The following is a 21,685-nucleotide window of genomic DNA, read 5'->3' on the forward strand; positions in this document are numbered from 1 at the left end:
GGGACCTCATTGATCCGCGTCGCTGACACGCATTTACTTTCGCCGGCCGGCGGCCTATCCCGCCGTTGAACAGAAAGCCCGAGCATCCGTGAACGCAACGCCGCATACGCCGCTTCTCGACAAGGTCCGCATTCCGGCGGATCTGCGCGCGCTTGCCGAGAGCGAGCTGCCTCAGCTTGCGTCCGAGCTTCGCCTCGAACTGATCGACGCCGTGTCTCGCACCGGCGGCCACCTGGGTGCCGGCCTCGGCGTGGTCGAACTGACGGTGGCGCTGCATTATGTCTTCGACACGCCGGATGACCGGCTGATCTGGGATGTCGGCCACCAGGCCTATCCGCACAAGATCCTGACCGGCCGCCGCGACCGTATCCGCACACTGCGCCAGGAAGGCGGCCTGTCCGGTTTCACCCGCCGCGCCGAGAGCGAATACGATCCCTTTGGCGCCGCCCATTCCTCGACATCGATATCGGCCGGCCTCGGCATGGCCGCCGCACGCGACCTCTCCGGCGGCCGCAACAATGTCATCGCCGTCATCGGCGACGGCGCCATGTCGGCCGGCATGGCCTATGAGGCGATGAACAATGCCGGCGCGCTCGATGCCCGTCTCATCGTCATCCTCAACGACAACGACATGTCGATCGCGCCGCCGACCGGCGCCATGAGCGCCTATCTGGCGCGTCTGGCCTCGGGCAAGGCCTATGCCGGGCTGCGCGACTTCGGCAAGAAGCTGACCTCCTACCTTGGCAAGCGCGCCGACCGCGCGATCACAAGGGCGGTCGAGCATGCACGCGGCTACGTCACCGGCGGCACGCTGTTCGAGGAACTCGGATTCTATCACATCGGCCCGATCGACGGTCACAATCTCGAGCATCTGATCCCGGTGCTGAAGAACGTCCGCGACAATGGCGAAGGCCCGGTGCTGATCCATGTCGTCACCCAGAAGGGCAAGGGCTATGCGCCGGCCGAAGCCGCAGCCGACAAATATCACGGCGTCAACAAGTTCGACGTCATCACCGGCACGCAGGCCAAGGCGCCGGCCAACGCGCCGGCCTACACCAAGGTGTTCGCCGAAAGCCTGATCCAGGAGGCCCGCGAGGACGACCGCATCGTCGCCGTCACCGCCGCCATGCCGAGCGGCACCGGCCTCGACCAGTTCGGTGAGGTGTTCCCGGCCAGGACCTTCGATGTCGGCATTGCCGAGCAGCACGCGGTCACCTTTGCTGCCGGCCTCGCGACCGAAGGCTACAAGCCGTTCGTGGCGATCTATTCGACCTTCCTGCAGCGCGCCTACGACCAGGTCGTCCACGACGTCGCGATCCAGAAATTGCCGGTGCGTTTCCCCATCGACCGCGCCGGCTTCGTCGGCGCCGACGGCGCTACCCATTGCGGCGCTTTCGACACCACCTTCCTGGCAAGCCTGCCGGGTTTCGTCGTGATGGCGGCGGCCGACGAAGCGGAGCTGCGCCACATGGTCCGCACCGCGGCGAGCTATGATGATGGCCCGATCGCCTTCCGGTATCCGCGCGGCAACGGCGTCGGCGTCGATATGCCGGAGCGCGGCTCGGTTCTCGAACTTGGCAAGGGCCGCATCGTCCGCGAAGGCACCAAGGTCGCCCTGCTGTCCTTCGGCACGCGTTTGCAGGATTGCCTGATCGCCGCGGAGGAACTCGGGGCGGCGGGGCTTTCCACCACCGTTGCCGACGCCCGTTTCGCCAAGCCGCTCGACCAGAATCTGATCCGGCGGCTCGCCCGCTCGCACGAGGTTCTGGTGACGGTGGAGGAGGGAGCAGTGGGCGGCTTCGCCAGCCACGTGCTGCAGTTCCTCGCCCATGAAGGATTGCTGGAAAGCGGCCTCAAGGTGCGCCCGCTGGTGCTGCCCGACGCCTTCACCGACCACGCCAAGCCGGAAAAGATGTATGCCGACGCCGGCCTTGACGCCGACGGCATCGTGCGCACGGTGTTCACCGCGCTGGGGCATACGGCCCACGCCCAGCGCGCCTGACTCGACATATCAAGCGCTTGAATCGGTTTGCCGGCCTGATTTCATAACCCATTGTTAACACTGTCATTTGGCGTTTTGCTTACCGTATCTCTTGGCCGTTTTTCAACGACGCCCTGCTAGATCGATGCCAGGCAGGGAGACAATGGGAATGAAGACGCTTCTGTGTGGCGCGGCGTTTCTGGCCGTCATCGCGGCACCCGCGGCGGCCGAGACCAGCTATGACCGCAATCTCGAAAAGGCAGCGGTGGGCATTGTCGCCGGCAAGATGGGCGATATCAGGGGCGGCTTTTCCTACAAGCAGGTGCCGCAATTGGTGGTTGTGCCGGACCCCGCGCCTGCGCCCCCGGCTGAGCATCCGCGTAAGCAGGCCTCAGGTGGGCGGGGTGACGGGCTGTCTCCAGCCGTCGACCGGCAAGTGCCCCGCACCATATTCTAGAACCACATATCGCGTACGCAGCGGCCGTCTCGCGGCAGATCCTCAAAAGTGTCGAGGCCGTCGAAATGGTCGATCGGCAAGTCGGCGACTGCCTCTGGCGGCGCCAGCCGCACATTGACTGCGATGCGCATTCGCCCGGAGGCATCCGCGCGCAATCCGCGCCAGGCCAGCACACAGGCGCAAGTCGGGCAGAACAGGATCTCAAGCGACGGTACGTCCTTTCCGGCGCGGGTATAGCTGCCCATCGGTCCCGAAACGCGGATACGTTCGTCGACATAGTCATAGGCCCAAAGCACGCCGTAGCGACGACAAAGCGTGCAGTTGCAGGCCGTGATCGGCCCGGGATCGCCTTCCAGGGTCCAATGGGTTGCGCCACAGTGGCAAGTTCCTGTCAGCATTCGTTCTCCCCCGGGATGTTTCGACGACAGCTCTCCTCGACCACCATTTTGCCGGACCGGATGCGATGCATGCAAGCCGCGACGCGGCGCGATGCGTTCGCCGCACTTCCCTGTCTCGCCCAATGTCCTTGCCTTCGCTGCCGGCTTTCGCCATGAAGGCCAATGAATTCGCCTCTGCCAGCCAGCACCCGCCAGCGGCTCGACGACCTGCTCGTCCAGCGCGGGCTGTTTGCGAGCCGTTCGCGGGCCCGCGATGCGGTCGAGCGCGGCACGGTAACGGTCGACGGTGTTATCGCGCGCAAGCCCGGTCAGAACGTTTCGCTGCAATGTCTTGTGACCATCGATGATCCGGCGCAAGGCTATGTGTCGCGCGCGGCGCTGAAGTTGCTCGGCGGGCTTGACCATTTCGGCCTCGACCCCGCTGGAAGCGAGGCGCTGGACGTCGGCGCCTCGACCGGCGGCTTCACCCAGGTGCTGCTCGAACGCGGCGCATCCCATGTTACGGCGATCGATGTCGGTCACGGCCAGACGCATCCCGATATTGCCGGGGATTCGCGCGTCACCCTCGTCGAGGGACTGAATGCCCGCGATCTCACCATTGTCGATCTTGCTGGCCGCGTTCCGGATTTCATCGTCTCCGATGTCAGCTTCATCTCGCTGAAACTGGCACTGCCGCCGGCACTTGCCATGGCGAAACCCGGTGCCAAGGCGATCTTTCTGGTCAAGCCGCAATTCGAGGCGGGTCGCGAGGCGATCGGCAAGGGCGGTCTGTTGAAAGATCCCTTCGACGCCGCCCGTGTCGCCGGCCTGCTGCAGGACTGGCTCGACGCCGTCCCCGGCTGGCGTTCGCTCGGCCTGCATCTGTCGCCGATCGAAGGTGGCGACGGCAATCGCGAATTCCTGCTCGGCGGGGTCAAGGATCGATGAGCGCGCGCTTCACCATCAAAAAGCTTGGCGCCCAGGGCGACGGCATCGCCGAAACCGAAAGCGGCGATCTGTTCATTCCCTTCACGCTGCCCGGTGAAACCGTCACCGCCGCGCGCGAAAGGGATCGCGCCATGCTGATGGCGGTGCTGGAGGTCTCGCCGCTGCGCATCGATCCCGCCTGCCGCCATTTCACCGAATGCGGCGGCTGCGCCCTCCAGCATTTCCAGGCCGAAGCCTATCGCCAATGGAAACGTGACAAGGTGGTCCACGCCCTGAAGGGCATCGATTGCGACATCGGCGACCTGGTTGCCTGCGCGCCGCACACGCGCCGCCGTGTGGTGCTTGCCGCCCGGCGCACCGAGACAGGCATGCTGCTCGGCTTCAGTCGCCATCTGTCGCCGGAAATCATTTCCATATCCGAATGTCCGATCTCGCTGCCCGAGATCGTCGCCGCGCTCGACCGGCTTAGGGCGCTCGCGGACTTGATCTGCGCCACCACGAAATCGTTCCGGATGGCGGTGACCGTGACCGGTTCCGGCCTTGACATCGCCGCGCATGAATCCGGCAAGCTCGGCGAGAACCAGCGCCGCATCGCCTCCAATTTCGTCATGGCGCAGGGCTTTGCCAGGCTGTCCATCGATGACGAGATCATCATCGAACCGCGGAAGCCCGTGGTCATGTTCGGCAGCGTCGCGGTTGCCGTGCCGCCCGGCGCCTTCCTGCAGGCTACCGAGGCAGCCGAGCAGACCATGGCCGATATTGTCGGCGCCCATCTGAAGCGTGCCAAGAAGGTCGCCGATCTTTTCGCCGGCTGCGGCAGCTTTGCGCTCAGGCTGGCCGCGAAGTCGGAAGTCCATGCCGTGGAAGGCGATGCGGCGGCCCTTTCTGCGCTCGACCGCGGATCGCGTTTCGCGACCGGTCTGAAGCGGGTGACGGGCGAGCGTCGCGACCTGTTCCGGCGGCCGCTGACATTCAAGGAGTTAAACGCTTTCGACGGCCTCGTCTTCGACCCGCCGCGCGCGGGCGCCGAGGACCAGTCGAAGCAGATCGCCCGCTCGGATGTCCCGTACGTTGCCGCGGTGTCCTGCAACCCGGTGACGCTGGCGCGCGACCTGCGCATCCTGATCGACGGGGGCTACGCCTTGAAAAGCGTGACGCCGATCGACCAGTTCCTGTGGTCGCCTCATGTCGAGGCCGTCGCCTTGCTGGAGAAACCGAGGCGACGCCGGTAGTCCGATGCCGCTGGCTCGCGGAAATTTGTGAAGCCTATGCTCTTTCGACGAAATTGCGCCTCAAAGCCGCCGCGTTGCGTCTCTTTATTTTTGCCCGGTTCGGGAAACATTGCGGCCCCTCCGGCGTTGTCAGGCTGAAGGGACGACGGATGGCGGATTGCGGATTGCAATGCGGACGCTTCATAAATTCGTTGGTCTCGTCGTCGTTCTCATCTTTTTCGCGGTCACTGCTGCGACCGGGGCGCTGGCGCAAGGTGAAAAGCGTCTGGCCTTCGTCATCGGCAATGGCGCCTACAAGACCGGAGAGCTCGCGACGGCCGCCAATGACGCCGGCCTGATCGCGCAGACATTGCAGGCCGCTGGGTTCGACGTGGTCGGCGCGCGTGACGTGGATCAGGACTCGTTGCGCGGCGCGATCCGCGATTTCATGGGCAAGGTGTCCGACGCCGGTCCCGACGCCGTCGTTTTCGTCTATCTCTCAGGCCATGGCGTGCAGTTCGAGGGCGAGAACTACTTCCTGCCGGTCGATGCTCAGATCGCCAATCCAAACGATATCCCGCTCCAGGCGATGCGGATTTCCGATATCACCAGGCCGCTCTCCGGGTTGCCGACCAAGTCAATATCGTCGTGCTCGATGCGGCGCGGCCAAATCCCTTCCCGAAGTGGAAGGAGCCGCTGGCCGGTGGCCTTGCCTTGGCCGATCCCGATCCGAACATGCTGATCGCCTTCAACGCCGCTCCGGGAACCGTCGCGCCGGAGGGCAAAGCGCCCTACGGAGCCTACGCCAAGGCGCTTGCCGAGATGATGCGCGAAGGCGGCCTGTCGCTACCGGACGTGTTCGACCGCACGCGCCTGCGCGTCAGCGAGGTTACGCAAGGCGGGGAACTGCCATGGAGCGCTTCGAAGATCACGGCGCCTTTCGTTTTCTTCGAACGCAGCGCGGATGCTCCTCCGCCCAAGGTTTCGGCCGCGGAGACCCGGGCGGCGCGAACCAGGCCGATCCGCGATTTCGACCCGCGTGACGCCTATGTTGCCGCCCTCGAGCGCGACACGATGCGCGGTTACGACGATTTCCTCGATGCCTATCCGCACGATCCGATGGCCAAGCGCGTACGCGCCATCATTGCGGCCCGGCGTGAGGCGATCACCTGGCGCGAGACCTGGATGACGGACACGCCTGAAGCCTACTGGTCCTATCTGGAGCGCTACTCGCGCGGCCCGCATGCCTGGGACGCGCGCCGCCGGCTGGAGCATTTCGACGCCGAGCTGGAGCCACCGGAGAGCTTCACCGTCATCGTCTACGACGTGGCGCCACCGCCGCCCGAGGAAATTGTCTATGTCGACCGTCCAGTAGTCTTTTTCGACGATTTCGATTTCGCGCCGCCACCGCCGATCACGGTGATCTTCCTGCCGCCGCCGCCGCCGGATTTCGTCGTGCTCGAGCCGCCGCCGCCGCCGGTCGATGTCTTCGTCCTGCCGACTCCCGTATTCGTGCGGATACCCGTGTTCTTCAACCCGCCGCGCCACATCGTGCCGCCGCCGAACGACATTATATTCAACAACATCCACAACACGACCGTCATCAACAACATCAACACAACGATCAAAAACGAGACCGATCAGGCCGCGCAGCCAAGTGCCGGTGTTCAGGGTGGCCGCACCACGGGCCGGCAGACGACCGGAGGCGCCGTTGGTGCCCGCGCGGATGCGCTGGCGGCCAGGGTCGCGCTGCCGCCGCCGCTGCAGAAGAAGGCGGCCATGCCCCGTCAGATCACCAATCAGCAACAGGGCGACCGGAAACAGGGCGGCCAGAAACAGGGCGGCCAGAAACAGGGCGGCGAGAAACAGCGCGTCATCGAGGGCCAGCAGTCCGGCACTGCAACGCAGTCGGAGACCCGGTCCGCGACGGGCAAGCTTTCGCGCGACCATGCCCTGCCTGGAGCGAACGGCAAGAGGCTGCCGCTCGTCAACGGCAAGCCGGCGCTCAAAGGTCGGAACTTACCTAGCGACCAGAACCTGCCTGGCGACCAGAACCTGCCTGGTGACAAGTCAAGGAAGCGTTTGAGCGAGCGGGGCGCGGCGGGTGGCAACAACCAACAGGCCACCGGAAACGCCGGCCCCGCCGCTAACGGCCAAGGCAATGAGCAGACCAGAGCCGGCAATGCACAGGGCAAGAATCGCAAGCTCCGCAAGCTGCCGACCGTCAATGGCATGCCGGACGAGAACCAGCCGAGCGCGCGGGAGAAGTTCCGGAAGAACAATCCGAACGCCTTCACCGATGAGAGCAGCGGCAGGCCGAAGAAGCTGAGGCGCAAGGACCTGTCCGCCGGCCGCTCTGTTTTCGAATCGGGTGATCAGGGCTCGACCGCAGCCAAAAAGGGCAGGAAATTCCGCAAGCTGCCGACCGTCAACGGTATGCCGGCCGAGAACCGGCCGCGCGTTGAGGAGCGGTTCAGGAACAACAATCCGGACGTGTTCTCCGAGCGGAACAACGGCAGGCCGAGGAAGCTGATGCGCAGGGATCTGTCTCCCGGCCAGTCCATCGTCGAACCCGGCGATCAAGGTTTGGCCAACAGGAGCGACAGGGGCAGGAAGTTCCGCAGGCTGCAGAACGAAGAAGGGTCCGCCGGTGGCGAGGTCGACGTCCAGCACAACTTCAAGGTCAACAGGCCGGACGAGAACGCGCAGCGCCGGTTCAGCCAGGAAAGGCCGAACGAGCAGGTGCTGCGGCCGCAAAGACAGGAACCGAAGCCGGAATTCCGAGAGCAGCCGAGACCTCAGATGCAGGAACGGCGCTTGCCGCAGCCGCAGGAGTCCAAGAAGAAGCCATCTTGCGGGCAAGAGGGCCAGCCGTCCTGCAACCAGTAGGCTGGTCGCAGCGGAAGCATGTCCAGAAAGCGCGCATAGTTCGGCTGCTCGGTCTGAGAGCCTGGACACGTCAGGTTTTCGGAGTGCCGCCGCGCTGGTTGATCGACATCCAGATGTTCGGGTTCTGCTGCGACTGGCGTTTCAGGAAATAATAGCCGGTCGCGTTCCAGGGCCGGATTTCATCGGCCAGGTTGTCCAGGACGAGATCGCCCCTGTCGGTCTTCACCGTCAGGATAGTGTGGCCTTCATTGTGCAGGTCGCGAACCACCGTCATCAGCAGCGCCTGCCGGGGAAATCCCGCTTCCATGAGAAGCTTGCGCTTGTAGAGCGCGTAGATCTTGCAGTCGCCCTTGCCGTCCACCGGATAATCCCAGTGGTCCATCATCGTGCCCCAGTGTTCGTAGTTGCTGACCGGCTTGATGGCGCGGTTCGCCTTTTGGTTTATCCGCTTAAGGGTCCGCAGGTTCTGCGCGGTCAGCTTGACGCTCGTGGCCGGCAGGGCGGGCACCTTGCACTCATTCGGCCTGCGACGGCAGAAATCGACCCAGCCATAGGGAACGCTGGTGCGTCCTCCAACGGCGGCGGAGCGCAGGTCGATCGCGATCGGCTGCGCGTTCGTGGCCGGAACCGACGGCCGCTTGAACAATGTCGACTGCGCCGCGGAGGGGTCGACAGATAGCGATGTCGCACCGATCAACGAAACAAGGCCCAGAAGGAAGGAAGAGGTCAGGACGCCAGGGGAACGCAGCACTGCAAACACCACCGCAACGAGAAGACTGGCGACGAGTTAATGCGGAAACGCCGGCCAAGGCAATTGAACAATTAATAATTTGCTAACACGATCGTGTTCGGAGCCCGCTAGACCTCTTGCACGCCGCCATGCCTTGCAGCCCGAGCAGACTTGACGAGTTTGCGGTCGAAGGTGGCAAATCCCGAGCAATGCGCGGACTTGCCGAGATGCAGTGCATCCGCGAAATCCATCCCCGTCTCGGCCAGATCGAGGGCGGATGAGACGGTGGTGGCATCCTCCATCTCGACAGTTGGGAGCCCGCCGAACGCCCGCAGAGCCCGCGCTACTTCGGCCTGTCCGTAACCATAGGCACCGCGCAGCACCCATTCGACTTCCAGGATCACCGTGATGGTGGCAAAGACAGACTGACTGTCGATCAGCTCCCGGGCGCGCGGCGATTGCTGCGGATGGTCGCTCGTCAGGTAGCGAACGATGACATTGGTATCAATCGCGAGCATGGCGTCGCCGCGCCTCGGCAAGCACGCCCTCGTCCATTTCTTCCAGCGTCTTCGGTTTGCCGCTGGGGGGCAGGCAACCAAACACGTCTTCCGGGCGCGTCTCGGCAAAAGCCGGCGCAGGCTTCAAAAGGACGCCCTCCGGTGTGTCCTCGACCTGCAGGCGCGTTCCGGCACCCCAATCCCTCCGCTTCCGGATTGCACTGGGCAGGATGACTTGTCCCTTGGTCGAGACAGTCGTTGTGAGTTTTTCGGAAGCGGCCATTGTGGCTTACCTCGTAAGACGAAGGTAAGATACGTCGCGGCCGAACCGAATTCAAGCCCTGAAAGCCGATCGGGATCGTGAAACGGCGCCCGCCCTCAAACCCGGGTGCCGCCGACCGTCATCTGGTTCATCCTGAGATGTGGTTGGCCGACGCCGACCGGCACGCCTTGTCCGGCCTTGCCGCACATGCCGATGCCATTGTCGAGCTTCATGTCGTTGCCCACCATCGAGACGCGGTGCATGGCGTCGGGCCCGTTGCCGATCAGCATCGCCCCCTTGATCGGCTGCGTTACCTTGCCGTTCTCGATCAGGTAGGCCTCGGTGCAGCCGAACACGAATTTTCCAGACGTGATGTCCACCTGGCCGCCGCCGAAGGAGACGGCGTAGATGCCATTCTTGACGGAGGCGATGATCTCGTCGGGCTCCATGTCGCCCGCGGTCATGTAGGTGTTGGTCATGCGCGGCATCGGCTGGTGCGCGTAGCCTTCGCGCCGGCCGTTGCCGGTTGCCTTCATGCCCATCAGCCGGGCGTTCTGGCGATCCTGCATGTAGCCGACCAGTCTGCCGTCCTCGATCAGCACGTTGCGGGCCGAAGGCGTGCCTTCGTCGTCGACGGTGAGCGAGCCGCGCCGCTCGGGGATCGTGCCGTCATCGACGACGGTGACGCCCTTGGCGGCGACCTGCTGGCCCAACAGGCCGGCGAAGGCCGATGTCTTCTTGCGGTTGAAGTCGCCTTCCAGGCCGTGGCCGACGGCTTCGTGCAGCATGACGCCCGGCCAGCCGCTGGAGAGCACGATGTCGAAGGTGCCGGCCGGGGCGGGGATCGCCTCGAGGTTGACCAGCGCCTGCCTGAGCGCCTCTTTTGCGGCGTGTTTCCAGCTGTCCTCGATCAGGAATTCGCCGAACGCCTTGCGCCCGCCCATGCCATAGGAGCCGCTCTCCTGGCGGTCGCCATCGCCGACCACGACCGAGACGTTGATGCGGACCAGCGGCCGGATGTCGCGCACCATCTGGCCGTCGGCGCGCACGATCTCGACATGCTGCCAGGAGGCGGCGAGCGAGGCGGTTACCTGGCGCACGCGCGGATCCTCGGCCCGCAGCCAGGCGTCGATTTCCTGCAGCAGCTTTGCCTTGGCCTCGAAGGAAGGCGAGGGGATCGGGTTCTCCTCGCCATAAAGATGGCGGTTGGTGCGGGCGGGTGCGGCGGCAAGCGTGCCGGAATAGCCGCCCTTGACGGTCGAGACGGCATCCGCCGCACGCAGCAGCGAGGCCTCGGACAAGTCGCTCGAATGGGCATAGCCGCTGGCTTCACCCGCGACCGCGCGCAGGCCAAAGCCCTGGTCGGTGTTGAAATTGGCGGTTTTGAGCCGGCCATTGTCGAACATCAGCGCTTCGCTCTCGCTGTATTCGAGGAACAGTTCGCCGTCATCGGCGCCGTTGATGGTCTCGGCGACGATCTGCTTGATGCGATCGTCTGAAATGTCGAATTGGCCGATCAGGCTGTTCATGGCGCGTCCATTCGTGGGAAGATTGCTGCTTTCCCCGATGTAGGCGTGAAGCCGCGCCGAGACAATCGGCAATGGAGATCCACATCGCCGAATGACAGCGTCCGCTCGATGCGGGCGCCGCTTTCCGGTCATGAAAACCGCGTCATACTCGCGGTTCTGTGCAACGGCCGGGATCAGGGCAGCGCGGCAAAACCGTCGGCGAAACCCTTGAGGTCTACCGGGATGCCGATGCCTTCCTCAGGTGTCTGGAAGACGATGAACGTCGCCGATGTGCCGGTCTTCAGCGTATCGAGCAGCGGCTTTTCGAGGATGACCTCGGCATAGCATCCGTCCTGGAAACAGCGCACGAAATAGGCGCGACCGATGTCCTTGCCGTCGACGTTAAGGCCGAGCCCGTTCGGCAAAAGCACGCCAAGCGGCGCCAGCACGCGCAGGATCTCGGCCTTGTTGTCAGCGGTGCGCAGCACGACGACCGACAGGCCCATTTCCGGACGGTCCTCGGCGACGACGTTTTGCATCATCACGCATTGTTCCGAGGTGGCGCCGGCCGGCGTGTCGCAGATGATCGACCAGGCGCCATGCGTCGAGCGCACCGTGCCGCTCGGTTGGGCGGCGTTGGCCTGACCGGTGACGAACAGACCGGCCGCCGACAGGGCGGCGACAAGCATGGCCTTGACCAATGTGCTCGAAAGCCCCTGTCTCGTATGCCCCAGTCTTGAAAGCCAATAGTTCATGACGGCTCCATTGCGAATCACGGCACTTTAAGCCGCGCCAATGCCAAGTAAAGGACGAGACCGCACGCGAACTGTCCCGAAACAGGCGATGCAGCGCTTTTCCCTGCCAATTTCGCCTGAATTACGACGCTCCCCTCGTCCTGCCGACATGAAGCGGGTGGCCTGCCGAACATACGCGTTTCGTCGTCGCGGCCGCTGCCCCGGAAGAGCCATGCCAGCCTGCGCGCAAAAATGCCGCACGGTTTCGGCCGCTCCTTTCTTGCGGAGGGAAAAAGAGTATGGTTTGAACCAGCTTGAGACTGTCGGGATTCCCGTCCCGGCATTGTTCGTTATTCTCGTTGGCACCGCCGCGAGGAACTGGGAGACGAAGAGGGCGATGAGAAATTTCCTAGCTAGCGCCAGGTTTCCAGCAAGTGCCAGGTTTCTGAGTGCCAGGTTTTTGAGTGCTTTTGCCGCTGCCACGATTTTTGCCGGCACATCCGCCCACGCCGATCAGCCGGTGGAATGGGAGACGACCTTCCAGGCGCCGGCGACCGACATGATGCGGCAGATCGAATGGTTCGGAAACTACACGATGTGGTTCATCGCCCCGATCACCATTCTGGTGCTGCTCCTCCTCGCCTATTGCATCGTGAAATTCCGCGCGAGTGTGAACCCGGTTCCCTCCAAGACCAGCCACAACACGCTGATCGAGGTGGTCTGGACCGTCGGCCCCGTCGTGGTTCTGCTTTGCCTCGCCATTCCCTCGTTCCAGCTCCTGACCGCGCAGTACACCCCGCCGGAAGACGCCAAGCTGACCGTCAAGGCCACCGGCAACCAGTGGAACTGGGATTACGAGTACCAGACCGACAACACGCTCTCCTTCAATTCGGCCATCCTCCAGGATGGCGATCGCGCCAAGGCGGGCAAGGAGGATCGCAAGGTCTATCCGCGTCTGCTCGCCGTCGACAACGAACTGGTGGTGCCGGTCAACACGATGACCCGCGTGCTTGTCACCGCGACCGACGTGATCCACTCCTTCGCCATGCCGTCGTTCGGCATCAAGATCGACGCCATTCCGGGACGCACCAACGAGACCTGGTTCAAGGCGGAGAAGGAAGGCCTTTATTATGGCCAGTGCTCGCAGCTTTGCGGCAAGGACCATGCCTTCATGCCGATCGCCATTCGTGTCGTCTCGGATGCGCAGTTCAAGACCTGGCTGGCGGCAGCCAAGACCGATCTGCCCGGCGCCAACAAGACGCTGATGGCAGAGGTCGACGGCCAGAACAAGGTAGCGGCCGCCGGCAATTGATGCCGCGGGTTAGCAAGATTTAGGGAACGGAGCCGAACATGGCAGACGCTGCAGCTCACGACGGGCACGACCACAAGCCTTATCACGGCTGGGTGCGCTGGGTTTATTCGACCAACCACAAGGATATCGGTACGCTTTACCTGATCTTCGCGATCATGGCCGGCATCATCGGCGGCGCGCTGTCGGTTGCGATCCGCATGGAGCTGCAGGAGCCTGGCATCCAGATATTCAGCGGTCTGGCGCAGATGGTCTACGGCATGAACGGTGACGCCGCGGTCGACGGCGGCAAGAGCATGTACAATGCCTTTGCCACCGCGCACGCGCTGATCATGATCTTCTTCATGGTCATGCCCGCCCTCATCGGCGGTTTCGCCAACTGGATGGTGCCGATCATGATCGGCGCTCCCGACATGGCGTTCCCGCGCATGAACAACATCTCCTTCTGGCTGCTGCCGCCGGCCTTCATCCTGCTGCTCACCTCGATGTTCGTGCCGAGCGCACCGGGTGCCTATGGCGTCGGCGGCGGCTGGACACTTTATCCGCCGCTGTCGACCTCGGGCCAGCCGGGGCCGGCCATGGATCTGGCGATCCTGTCGATCCACATCGCCGGTGCCTCGTCGATCCTCGGTGCGATCAACTTCATCACCACCATCTTCAACATGCGCGCTCCTGGCATGACGTTGCACAAGATGCCGCTGTTCGCGTGGTCGGTGCTTGTCACCGCATTCCTGCTGCTGTTGTCCCTGCCGGTCCTGGCCGGCGGCATCACCATGCTGCTCACCGACCGCAATTTCGGCACGGCCTTCTTCGCGCCGGACAGCGGCGGCGATCCGCTGCTGTTCCAGCACCTGTTCTGGTTCTTCGGTCACCCGGAAGTCTACATTCTGATCCTGCCGGGCTTCGGCATCATCAGCCATATCGTCTCGACCTTCTCGAAGAAGCCGGTGTTCGGCTATCTCGGCATGGCTTACGCCATGGTGGCGATCGGCGCCGTCGGCTTCATCGTCTGGGCGCACCATATGTACACGACCGGTCTGTCGCTCGACACGCAGCGCTATTTCGTCTTCGCCACCATGGTCATCGCGGTGCCGACCGGCGTGAAGATCTTCTCCTGGATCGCCACGATGTGGGGCGGTTCGATCTCGTTCAAGACTCCGATGCTGTGGGCGCTGGGCTTCATCTTCCTGTTCACCATCGGTGGCGTCACCGGCGTCCAACTGGCCAATGCCGGCCTCGACCGCTCGCTGCATGACACCTATTTCGTGATCGCCCACTTCCACTACGTCCTGTCGTTGGGCGCGGTGTTCGCCATCTTCGCCGGCTGGTACTACTGGTTCCCGAAGATGACCGGCTACATGTACTCGCCGGTGATCGCCAACACCCACTTCTGGGTCACGTTCGTCGGCGTCAACCTGATCTTCTTCCCGCAGCACTTCCTCGGCCTCGCCGGCATGCCGCGCCGCACCATCGACTATCCCGATGCGTTTGCCGGCTGGAACTATGTGTCTTCGATCGGGTCCTATATCTCGGCCGTGGGCGTGGTGATCTTCCTCTACGGCGTGTTCGAAGCCTTCCAGAAGAAGCGGATCGCCGGCGCCAATCCGTGGGGCGAGGGTGCAACGACGCTGGAATGGCAGCTGCCTTCGCCGCCGCCTTTCCACCAGTGGGAACAGCTGCCGAAGATCAAGTAAGGCGGCTGCCCGCTCGAATACGAAACCGCCGGCCCGCCGGCGGTTTTGGCCAACGGAATAATGGACTTGAGTACGCATGGCCCTAGTCGACGAAACCAGCATTGACGAAGCCGGCTTCCGCATGTCGGAAGCGACGGCGGGCGATTTCTTCGCCCTGCTGAAGCCGCGCGTCATGTCCCTGGTGGTGTTCACGGCCTTTGTCGGCCTGGTCGCGGCACCTGTGACCATCAACCCGTTGCTGGCGGTGATCGCCATCCTGGCTATTGCCATCGGCGCCGGTGCCTCGGGCGCGCTCAACATGTGGTACGACGCCGACATCGATGCGGTGATGACCAGGACGGCCAGCCGTCCGGTGCCGTCCGGCCGCATCCAGCCTAACGAGGCGCTGACCTTCGGGCTGGTGCTATCGGCGCTGTCGGTGATGACGCTCGGCGTGCTCGCCAACTGGCTGGCGGCGACGCTGCTGGCTTTCACCATCTTCTTCTATGCCGTCGTCTACACGATGTGGCTGAAGCGCCGGACACCGCAGAACATCGTCATCGGCGGCGCGGCCGGTGCGATCCCGCCGGTCATCGGCTGGGCCGCGGTGACCGGGTCGGTCAGCGTCGAAAGCATCGTCCTGTTCCTGATCATCTTCCTGTGGACGCCGCCGCATTTCTGGGCTTTGGCGCTGTTCAAGTCCGAGGACTACGAACGCGCCGGCATCCCGATGATGCCGAATGTCGCCGGCCACGCGTCGACCCGCCGTCAGATCTTCGCCTACGCGCTGGTGCTGGCGCCGGTCGGTGTGTTGCCGTGGCTGCTCGGCTACACCACGCCGATCTATGGCGTTGCCGCTGTGCTGCTCGGGGTTGGATTTGTCTGGTATGCGTGGAAGGTGCTCGGCATGGCCGACGACGACCGCGCCATGAAGCCGGCCAAGGCTTTGTTCGCCTATTCGCTTCTCTATCTCTTCGCCATCTTCGCCGCCTATCTGGCCGATAGCGTGGTCGAACGCGCGCTTGCCATGGGTGGGGCATGACCATGATCGAGGAAAAGCTCGAGACGGTCACCTTGACCGAGCGCCAGAAGAAGGCGCGGCGCAGCCGTTCCGTCGCCATTGGCCTGGCGCTGGCGGTGCTGGTCGTCATTTTCTATATCGCGACGATCATCAAGTTCGGCCACAATTTGGGCACCATGTAATGAGTGCCGGGACATCCATGAAGCCGGCCGGCAGGAACAGCAACCGCATCGTCGCGGCTGTCTGCCTCGCCTTCTTCACCGGCATGATCGGCATGGCCTACGCCGCCGTTCCGCTCTACAAGATGTTCTGCCAGGCGACTGGCTATGGCGGCACGACGCAACGGGTCGAAAAACAGTATGCCGGCCGCGTGCTCGACCGTGAAATTACCGTCCGCTTCGACGCTAACATCGCGGGCGTGCCATGGGAGTTCCAGCCGGTCCAGCGCTCGATGACGATGAAGATCGGCGAGACGGTGCAGGCGCATTACCAGGCGACCAACAAGTTCGACCGCCCCGTTACCGGCCGCGCCACCTTCAACGTGCAGCCGGAACTGGCTGGCCCGTACTTCAACAAGGTCGAGTGTTTCTGCTTCACCGATACGACGCTGAAGCCCGGCGAGACGCTGGACATGCCGGTCGTCTTCTATGTGGACCCCGACATTGTGAACGTACCGGAACTGAAGGACATGAAGACGATCACGCTGTCCTATACGATGTTCCCGGTCGAGAAGAACAAGCCGGTCGCCTCCTCGGAGCCGGCAAAGGGCAGTAGCAAGACAATTTCAAATACCGAAAATCTCGGGGGTTGATATGGCAGACGCGCACGCACAACATCACGACTATCATCTCGTCGATCCAAGCCCGTGGCCCTTCCTGGGATCGGTGGGGGCGCTCGTCACCGCTTTCGGCGGTGTTTGCCTCATGGAATATTTGAAGGGCGGTTCCTTCCCGATCTTCGGCTTCAACATCGCCAATCCGTGGCTGTTCTTCATCGGCATCGCGATCGTCCTCTACACCATGTTTGCCTGGTGGTCGGACACCATCAAGGAAGCGCATGAGGGCCACCACACGCGGGTCGTGTCGCTGCACCTGCGCTACGGCATGATCATGTTCATCGCCTCGGAGGTGATGTTCTTCGTTGCCTGGTTCTGGGCTTATTTCGACGCCAGCCTTTTTGCCGGCGAGGCACAGAACTACGCGCGCCACGCATTTACCGGTGGCGTTTGGCCGCCGAAGGGCATGGAGGTTCTCGATCCCTTCCACCTGCCGCTCTACAACACCGTCATCCTGCTTCTGTCGGGCACCACGGTCACCTGGGCGCACCATTCGCTCATCCATGGCGATCGCAAGGGGCTGATCAACGGCCTGGTGCTGACCGTCGGCCTCGGCATGCTCTTCACCATGGTCCAGGCCTACGAGTACATGCACGCTCCGTTCGGCTTCAAGGATTCCATCTACGGCGCCACCTTCTTCATGGCGACCGGCTTCCATGGCTTCCATGTCATCATCGGCACCATCTTCCTGCTGGTCTGCCTGATCCGTGCGATGAAGGGCGACTTCACCCCCAAGCAGCATTTCGGCTTCGAGGCAGCCGCCTGGTATTGGCACTTCGTCGACGTGGTCTGGCTGTTCCTGTTCGCCTCGATCTATGTCTGGGGATCGGTCGGCGCGGTCATCGAAGGCCACTGACCCAGTCTTTAGCATTTCGATTTCGGGAAGGCGGCCGCGGCGACGCGGTCGCCTTCTTCTTTTCGGCGCCTTCTTCTTTTCGGCGCAATGATCGCCGATCGATTGCCGATGCGGCGGACGGTTTCCCGGGCGATTTGCGCATTCATCCTCCTGGCATTCCCGGCCTTTGCCGCCGAGAAGGTCGATCTGGTGCGTGTCCACAAGGCGGAACGGCGCCTTGAACTGATCGGCGACGGCAAGGTGGTGCGCAACTACGGCATCGCGCTCGGCGGCGATCCGGTCGGCCACAAGCACCAGGAGGGCGATCAGCGCACGCCCGAGGGGCGCTATATCCTCGACTGGCGCAACCCGAACAGCATCGCCTACAAGTCGATCCACGTCTCCTATCCCGATGCCGACGATCTGGCGGCGGCGAAGGCGCGCAATGTCGACGCCGGTGGCATGATCATGATCCACGGCCAGCCAAACGGTTTCGGCTGGTGGGGCTGGCTGCTTCAATTGGTCGACTGGACCGACGGTTGCATTGCCGTTCGGACATGGACGAAATCTGGGCAATGGTGGCCGATGGGACACCCATCGAGATCGGGCAATAAGCATGAGTGACGGGCCATCCATGACTGAAGACAAGGCGATCTGGCCTCCCATCGAGCCGATTTCGGCCGGCCTGCATGGCCGCTGCCCGCGCTGCGGCGAGGGGCGGCTGTTTTCCGGCTTCCTCACCGTCGGGAAACGCTGCGTCAATTGCGGCCTCGATTATTCCTTCGCCGATGCCGGCGACGGGCCGGCGGTCTTCGTCATCCTGATCATCGGCTTCATCATTGTCGGCCTGGCGCTCTGGGTCGAAGTGACGCTGAGCCCGCCGCTCTGGCTGCACCTGCTGGTCTGGATTCCGATGGCCCTGGTGTTGTGCCTGACCGCGCTGCGCCTGATCAAGGGCGTGCTGCTGACGCTGCAATACGCCAACAAGGCGGCCGAGGGCCGGCTGGATCGGGGCGAATGAGCGAGGCCTCCGTCAAGGGCAGCGGCCGCTCGCGGCCACGATCGGTATTGCTGCTCGGCCTTGGCCTTGTGCTGCTGTTGATCCTGCTGGCGCTCGGCACCTGGCAGGTCCAGCGCCTGCACTGGAAGGAAGGCCTTCTGCAGACCATCGACCAGCGCACCCACGCGGCGCCACTGCCGCTGGCCGAGGTGGAAAAGGAATTCGCCTCGACCGGGGATGTCGACTACACGCCGGTCACCGTCAGTGGGACCTTCCTGCACTCGGGCGAGCGGCATTTCTATGCAACCTGGGAAGGCGAGGCCGGCTTCAACGTCTACACGCCGCTGGCGCTGGATGATGGCCGCTTTGTCCTGGTCAATCGCGGCTTCGTCCCCTATGACCTCAAGGATGCCGCCAAGCGCGCCAAGGGACAGGTGACTGGCAAGGTCACGGTCACCGGGCTTGCCCGCAATCCGCTGCCGGCAAAGCCGTCGATGATGCTTCCCGACAACGATGTGGCGAAGAACATCTTCTACTGGAAGGATCGCGACGTGATGGCGGCGAGCGCCGGCCTGCCCGCGGGGTACACCCTGGTGCCGATCTTCATCGATGCCGACAAGACGCCGAATCCGGGCGGTCTGCCGGTCGGAGGCGTCACCATCATCGACCTCCCGAACAGCCATCTGCAATATGCTGTCACCTGGTATGGGCTTGCCGCGGCACTGGCCGCCGTGCTCGTCCTGCGGCTTCGCCGTCGCGCGAAAGAGGATTGAAGGTGACCGAACCCCTTTCTACCATTACCCCCCTTTCTACCATTACCCCCCTTGCTACCATTACCCTTGACAGGGCGGGGGTAGGCACCTCATTTCGGCGCTGACGAACCGGCCAGGATTCAATGCTTCAGACAACCACCAAGCCTCCGCTGACGATCCGGCTATGCCAGCCGCGCGGCTTTTGCGCCGGCGTCGACCGTGCCATCCAGATCGTCGTGCTGGCGCTGAAGAAATATGGCGCGCCGGTCTATGTCCGCCACGAGATCGTGCACAACCGTTATGTCGTCGAGGGACTGCAAAGCCTTGGCGCCGTCTTTATCGAAGAGCTTTCCGAGATTCCGGCCGAACACCGGCAGTCGCCGGTCGTCTTCTCCGCGCATGGCGTGCCGAAGTCGGTGCCGGCGGATGCCCAGGCGCGCAACCTGTTCTATCTCGACGCCACATGCCCGCTGGTCTCCAAGGTCCACAAGCAGGCGATGCGCCATCAGCGACTCGGCCGCCATGTCCTCTTGATCGGCCATGCCGGGCATCCCGAGGTGATCGGCACGATGGGGCAATTGCCGGAAGGTGCCGTGACGCTGGTCGAGACCGAGGCCGATGCGGCCAGCCTTGCGCCCGCCGATCCGCATGCGCTCGGCTTCGTCACCCAGACCACGCTGTCGGTCGAGGACACCGCCGGTATCATCCGGGCGCTGCAGGAGCGCTTTCCCGACCTGCAGGCGCCGGCGGCGGAATCGATCTGCTATGCCACCACCAACCGCCAGGAAGCCGTCAAGGATACCGCGCCGGGTGCTGACCTCTATTTGATCGTCGGCGCCCCCAATTCCTCCAATTCGCGCCGCCTTGTCGAAGTGGCGGAGCGAGCCGGCGCCACGATGTCGCTTCTCGTGCAGCGCGCCGCCGAGATTCCGTGGAATGACATCGGCAACATCTCGACGCTTGGCCTGTCCGCGGGGGCGTCGGCACCGGAGATCATCGTCGACGAAATCATCGACGCGTTCCGCCAGCGCTTCGATGTGACCATCGACCTGGCCATCACGGCCACCGAAACGGAGGATTTCCCGGTCATGCGGGTATTGCGCGATGTCGAACTGACGCCGGCCGACATGGCCTTCGTCAACGGGGCTGCGTAAGATCCATGGCTGTCTATACCGATGTTGCGGAAGGCGAACTCGGCGCTTTCCTGAAGCGCTACCCGGTCGGCGATCTCCTGTCCTACAAGGGCATCGCGGAAGGCACCGAGAATTCGAACTTCCTGCTGCACACCTCCAGCGGCTCCTACATCCTGACGCTTTACGAAAAGCGCGTCGAGAAGGCGGATCTGCCGTTTTTCCTCGGCCTGATGAGGCATCTCGCCAACAAGGGCGTGTCCTGCCCGCTGCCGGTGACCGCGCATGACGGCAGCGTCATCGGTACGCTGGCCGGTCGGCCGGCGGTCATCATCACCTTCCTCGAAGGGCTTTCGCTGCGGCGTCCGGCGGCAGCGCATTGCGCCGAGGTCGGCAGGGCGCTGGCGGCCCTCCATTTGGCCGGTGCCGATTTTTCGATGACCCGCCCCAACGCGCTCGCCATCGACGGTTGGCGCAAGCTGTGGGACGCGTCCCGCGCCCGCGCCGACGAGGTCGAGCCGGGCCTAGCGGCCGAGGTCGACGCCGACTTCGCCGATTTCGAGCGCAACTGGCCGAAGGACCTCCCCCAAGGCATCATCCACGCCGATCTGTTCCCGGACAATGTCTTCTTCCTCGGCGAGAAACTCTCGGGCCTGATCGACTTCTATTTCGCTTGCGACGACCTCTACGCCTACGACGTTGCCACCTGCCTCAACGCCTGGTGCTTCGAGAAGGACTTTTCCTTCAACCTCACCAAGGGCAAGGCACTGCTCGAGGGCTATCAGAGCGTGCGCCCCCTGAGCGACGGGGAAAAGACGGCACTGCCGATGCTGGCGCGCGGTTCTGCGCTGCGTTTCATGTTGACCCGGCTCTACGACTGGCTCACCGTTCCCGATGGCGGTCTGGTCATGAAACGCGACCCGACCGAATACATCAGACGGATGCGGTTCCATCGGGCGATCAAATCGGCTTCGGAATATGGGCTGGCATGAGCAAGAACGTTGAAATCTTCACCGACGGCGCCTGTTCGGGCAATCCTGGTCCCGGCGGCTGGGGCGCGATCCTGCGCTTCAACGGCGCCACCAAGGAGCTTTCCGGCGGCGAGGCGGAGACGACCAACAACCGCATGGAGTTGCTGGCGGCCATCTCGGCGCTGAATGCGCTGAAGGAACCCTGCACGGTCGAGCTTCACACCGACAGCAAATATGTCATGGACGGCATTTCCAAGTGGATCCACGGCTGGAAGAAGAACGGCTGGAAGACCGCCGACAAGAAGCCGGTCAAGAATGGTGAACTCTGGCAGGCGCTGGACGAGGCCAACCGGCGTCACAAGGTCACCTGGAACTGGGTCAAGGGCCATGACGGCCATGTCGAGAACGAACGCGCCGACGAATTGGCGCGGCAAGGCATGGCGCCGTTCAAGAAAGGCCCGTTCAAACCTGCAGCGCAGCCGAAGCCCGCAGCACAGGCAAAGCAGCCGGCGGCAACCAAGGCGCGGCGCTCCACCCAGAGTTACTGAGCTTCGAGGCGATCCGC

At 63.5% G+C, this 21,685-nt stretch carries 24 protein-coding genes; 18 read left to right on the top strand and 6 right to left on the bottom strand.

The window, feature by feature from the left end:
• The first annotated feature begins 88 nt into the window (after positions 1-88).
• Positions 89-2,002 carry a 1-deoxy-D-xylulose-5-phosphate synthase gene (gene dxs, locus LB577_RS13550; RefSeq protein WP_224687065.1) on the top strand — a complete coding sequence of 638 codons (1,914 nt, stop codon included), beginning with the start codon at positions 89-91 and terminating at the stop codon, positions 2,000-2,002.
• Positions 2,003-2,150: 148 nt separating this feature from the next.
• Positions 2,151-2,438: a hypothetical protein gene (locus LB577_RS13555; protein ID WP_224687066.1), complete on the top strand. Its 288-nt coding sequence runs from the start codon at positions 2,151-2,153 to the stop codon at positions 2,436-2,438.
• On the opposite strand, the gene LB577_RS13560 is transcribed toward LB577_RS13555, so the two are convergent.
• The gene (locus LB577_RS13560) at positions 2,435-2,836 is read right to left on the bottom strand and encodes a GFA family protein (RefSeq protein WP_224687067.1); all 402 of its coding nucleotides are present in this window, start codon (positions 2,834-2,836) and stop codon (positions 2,435-2,437) included. The genes LB577_RS13555 and LB577_RS13560 overlap by 4 nt on opposite strands.
• Before the next feature lie 162 nt (positions 2,837-2,998).
• Here LB577_RS13560 and LB577_RS13565 point away from each other — a divergent pair, with 162 nt between their 5' ends.
• The 4 genes from LB577_RS13565 (at position 2,999) to LB577_RS13575 (ending at position 7,863) form a co-directional block, all read left to right on the top strand.
• A complete protein-coding gene (locus LB577_RS13565) occupies positions 2,999-3,763 on the top strand; it encodes a TlyA family RNA methyltransferase (protein ID WP_224687068.1) in 765 nt (254 codons plus the stop codon).
• Positions 3,760-4,995 (top strand): class I SAM-dependent RNA methyltransferase, encoded by a 1,236-nt coding sequence (locus LB577_RS13570; RefSeq protein ID WP_224687069.1) that lies wholly within the window; start codon positions 3,760-3,762, stop codon positions 4,993-4,995. Before LB577_RS13565 ends, LB577_RS13570 begins: the two co-directional genes overlap by 4 nt.
• 169 nt (positions 4,996-5,164) lie before the next feature.
• The gene (locus LB577_RS33460) at positions 5,165-5,716 is read left to right on the top strand and encodes a caspase domain-containing protein (RefSeq protein ID WP_411969258.1); all 552 of its coding nucleotides are present in this window, start codon (positions 5,165-5,167) and stop codon (positions 5,714-5,716) included.
• Positions 5,623-7,863: a caspase family protein gene (locus tag LB577_RS13575; RefSeq protein WP_411969259.1), complete on the top strand. Its 2,241-nt coding sequence runs from the start codon at positions 5,623-5,625 to the stop codon at positions 7,861-7,863. The genes LB577_RS33460 and LB577_RS13575 overlap by 94 nt, the downstream gene beginning before the upstream one ends.
• Positions 7,864-7,933: 70 nt before the next feature.
• Here LB577_RS13575 and LB577_RS13580 read toward each other — a convergent pair whose 3' ends face one another.
• From LB577_RS13580 to LB577_RS13600, 5 genes are all read right to left on the bottom strand, one after another.
• The gene (locus tag LB577_RS13580; RefSeq protein ID WP_224687070.1) at positions 7,934-8,614 is read right to left on the bottom strand and encodes a transglutaminase-like cysteine peptidase; all 681 of its coding nucleotides are present in this window, start codon (positions 8,612-8,614) and stop codon (positions 7,934-7,936) included.
• Positions 8,615-8,721: 107 nt separating this feature from the next.
• Positions 8,722-9,111, bottom strand: a complete 390-nt coding sequence (locus LB577_RS13585; protein ID WP_224687071.1) for a type II toxin-antitoxin system VapC family toxin — start codon at positions 9,109-9,111, stop codon at positions 8,722-8,724.
• Positions 9,098-9,373 carry an AbrB/MazE/SpoVT family DNA-binding domain-containing protein gene (locus tag LB577_RS13590; protein WP_224687072.1) on the bottom strand — a complete coding sequence of 92 codons (276 nt, stop codon included), beginning with the start codon at positions 9,371-9,373 and terminating at the stop codon, positions 9,098-9,100. The genes LB577_RS13585 and LB577_RS13590 overlap by 14 nt, the downstream gene beginning before the upstream one ends.
• A gap of 95 nt (positions 9,374-9,468) precedes the next feature.
• Positions 9,469-10,881, bottom strand: coding sequence for a metalloprotease TldD (tldD, locus tag LB577_RS13595; RefSeq protein ID WP_023764493.1), 1,413 nt, complete (start codon positions 10,879-10,881; stop codon positions 9,469-9,471).
• Positions 10,882-11,054: 173 nt separating this feature from the next.
• Entirely contained in the window at positions 11,055-11,615 is a 561-nt protein-coding gene (locus LB577_RS13600) for an invasion associated locus B family protein (RefSeq protein ID WP_224687073.1), read from the bottom strand.
• A gap of 259 nt (positions 11,616-11,874) precedes the next feature.
• Between LB577_RS13600 and coxB the strand changes: the two genes are divergently transcribed.
• The 12 genes from coxB (at position 11,875) to rnhA (ending at position 21,668) form a co-directional block, all read left to right on the top strand.
• Complete coding sequence (gene coxB, locus LB577_RS13605) at positions 11,875-12,906, top strand: cytochrome c oxidase subunit II (RefSeq protein WP_224687074.1); 1,032 nt, start codon at positions 11,875-11,877, stop codon at positions 12,904-12,906.
• 38 nt (positions 12,907-12,944) lie between these two features.
• On the top strand, positions 12,945-14,597 hold the full coding sequence (ctaD, locus tag LB577_RS13610) for a cytochrome c oxidase subunit I (protein WP_023764490.1): 1,653 nt from the start codon (positions 12,945-12,947) through the stop codon (positions 14,595-14,597).
• Positions 14,598-14,673: 76 nt separating this feature from the next.
• Positions 14,674-15,618 (top strand): heme o synthase, encoded by a 945-nt coding sequence (locus LB577_RS13615; RefSeq protein ID WP_224687075.1) that lies wholly within the window; start codon positions 14,674-14,676, stop codon positions 15,616-15,618.
• Positions 15,615-15,779, top strand: coding sequence for a hypothetical protein (locus LB577_RS13620; protein ID WP_013896657.1), 165 nt, complete (start codon positions 15,615-15,617; stop codon positions 15,777-15,779). The genes LB577_RS13615 and LB577_RS13620 overlap by 4 nt, the downstream gene beginning before the upstream one ends.
• A complete protein-coding gene (locus LB577_RS13625; protein WP_224687076.1) occupies positions 15,779-16,408 on the top strand; it encodes a cytochrome c oxidase assembly protein in 630 nt (209 codons plus the stop codon). The genes LB577_RS13620 and LB577_RS13625 overlap by 1 nt, the downstream gene beginning before the upstream one ends.
• Before the next feature lies 1 nt (position 16,409).
• A complete protein-coding gene (locus LB577_RS13630; RefSeq protein WP_013896655.1) occupies positions 16,410-17,288 on the top strand; it encodes a cytochrome c oxidase subunit 3 in 879 nt (292 codons plus the stop codon).
• Between the two features lie 108 nt (positions 17,289-17,396).
• A complete protein-coding gene (locus LB577_RS13635) occupies positions 17,397-17,891 on the top strand; it encodes a L,D-transpeptidase family protein (RefSeq protein ID WP_411969260.1) in 495 nt (164 codons plus the stop codon).
• Positions 17,892-17,901: 10 nt separating this feature from the next.
• Positions 17,902-18,288, top strand: coding sequence for a DUF983 domain-containing protein (locus LB577_RS13640; RefSeq protein ID WP_224687077.1), 387 nt, complete (start codon positions 17,902-17,904; stop codon positions 18,286-18,288).
• Positions 18,285-19,040 carry an SURF1 family protein gene (locus LB577_RS13645; RefSeq protein WP_224687078.1) on the top strand — a complete coding sequence of 252 codons (756 nt, stop codon included), beginning with the start codon at positions 18,285-18,287 and terminating at the stop codon, positions 19,038-19,040. Before LB577_RS13640 ends, LB577_RS13645 begins: the two co-directional genes overlap by 4 nt.
• Before the next feature lie 122 nt (positions 19,041-19,162).
• Entirely contained in the window at positions 19,163-20,173 is a 1,011-nt protein-coding gene (gene ispH, locus LB577_RS13650) for a 4-hydroxy-3-methylbut-2-enyl diphosphate reductase (protein WP_023778696.1), read from the top strand.
• 5 nt (positions 20,174-20,178) lie between these two features.
• The gene (locus tag LB577_RS13655; RefSeq protein ID WP_224687079.1) at positions 20,179-21,141 is read left to right on the top strand and encodes a homoserine kinase; all 963 of its coding nucleotides are present in this window, start codon (positions 20,179-20,181) and stop codon (positions 21,139-21,141) included.
• The gene (rnhA, locus tag LB577_RS13660; RefSeq protein ID WP_224687080.1) at positions 21,138-21,668 is read left to right on the top strand and encodes a ribonuclease HI; all 531 of its coding nucleotides are present in this window, start codon (positions 21,138-21,140) and stop codon (positions 21,666-21,668) included. Before LB577_RS13655 ends, rnhA begins: the two co-directional genes overlap by 4 nt.
• Positions 21,669-21,685 lie beyond the last annotated feature (17 nt).

The organism is Mesorhizobium sp. B283B1A (assembly GCF_020165735.1).
Lineage (GTDB): Bacteria > Pseudomonadota > Alphaproteobacteria > Rhizobiales > Rhizobiaceae > Mesorhizobium > Mesorhizobium opportunistum.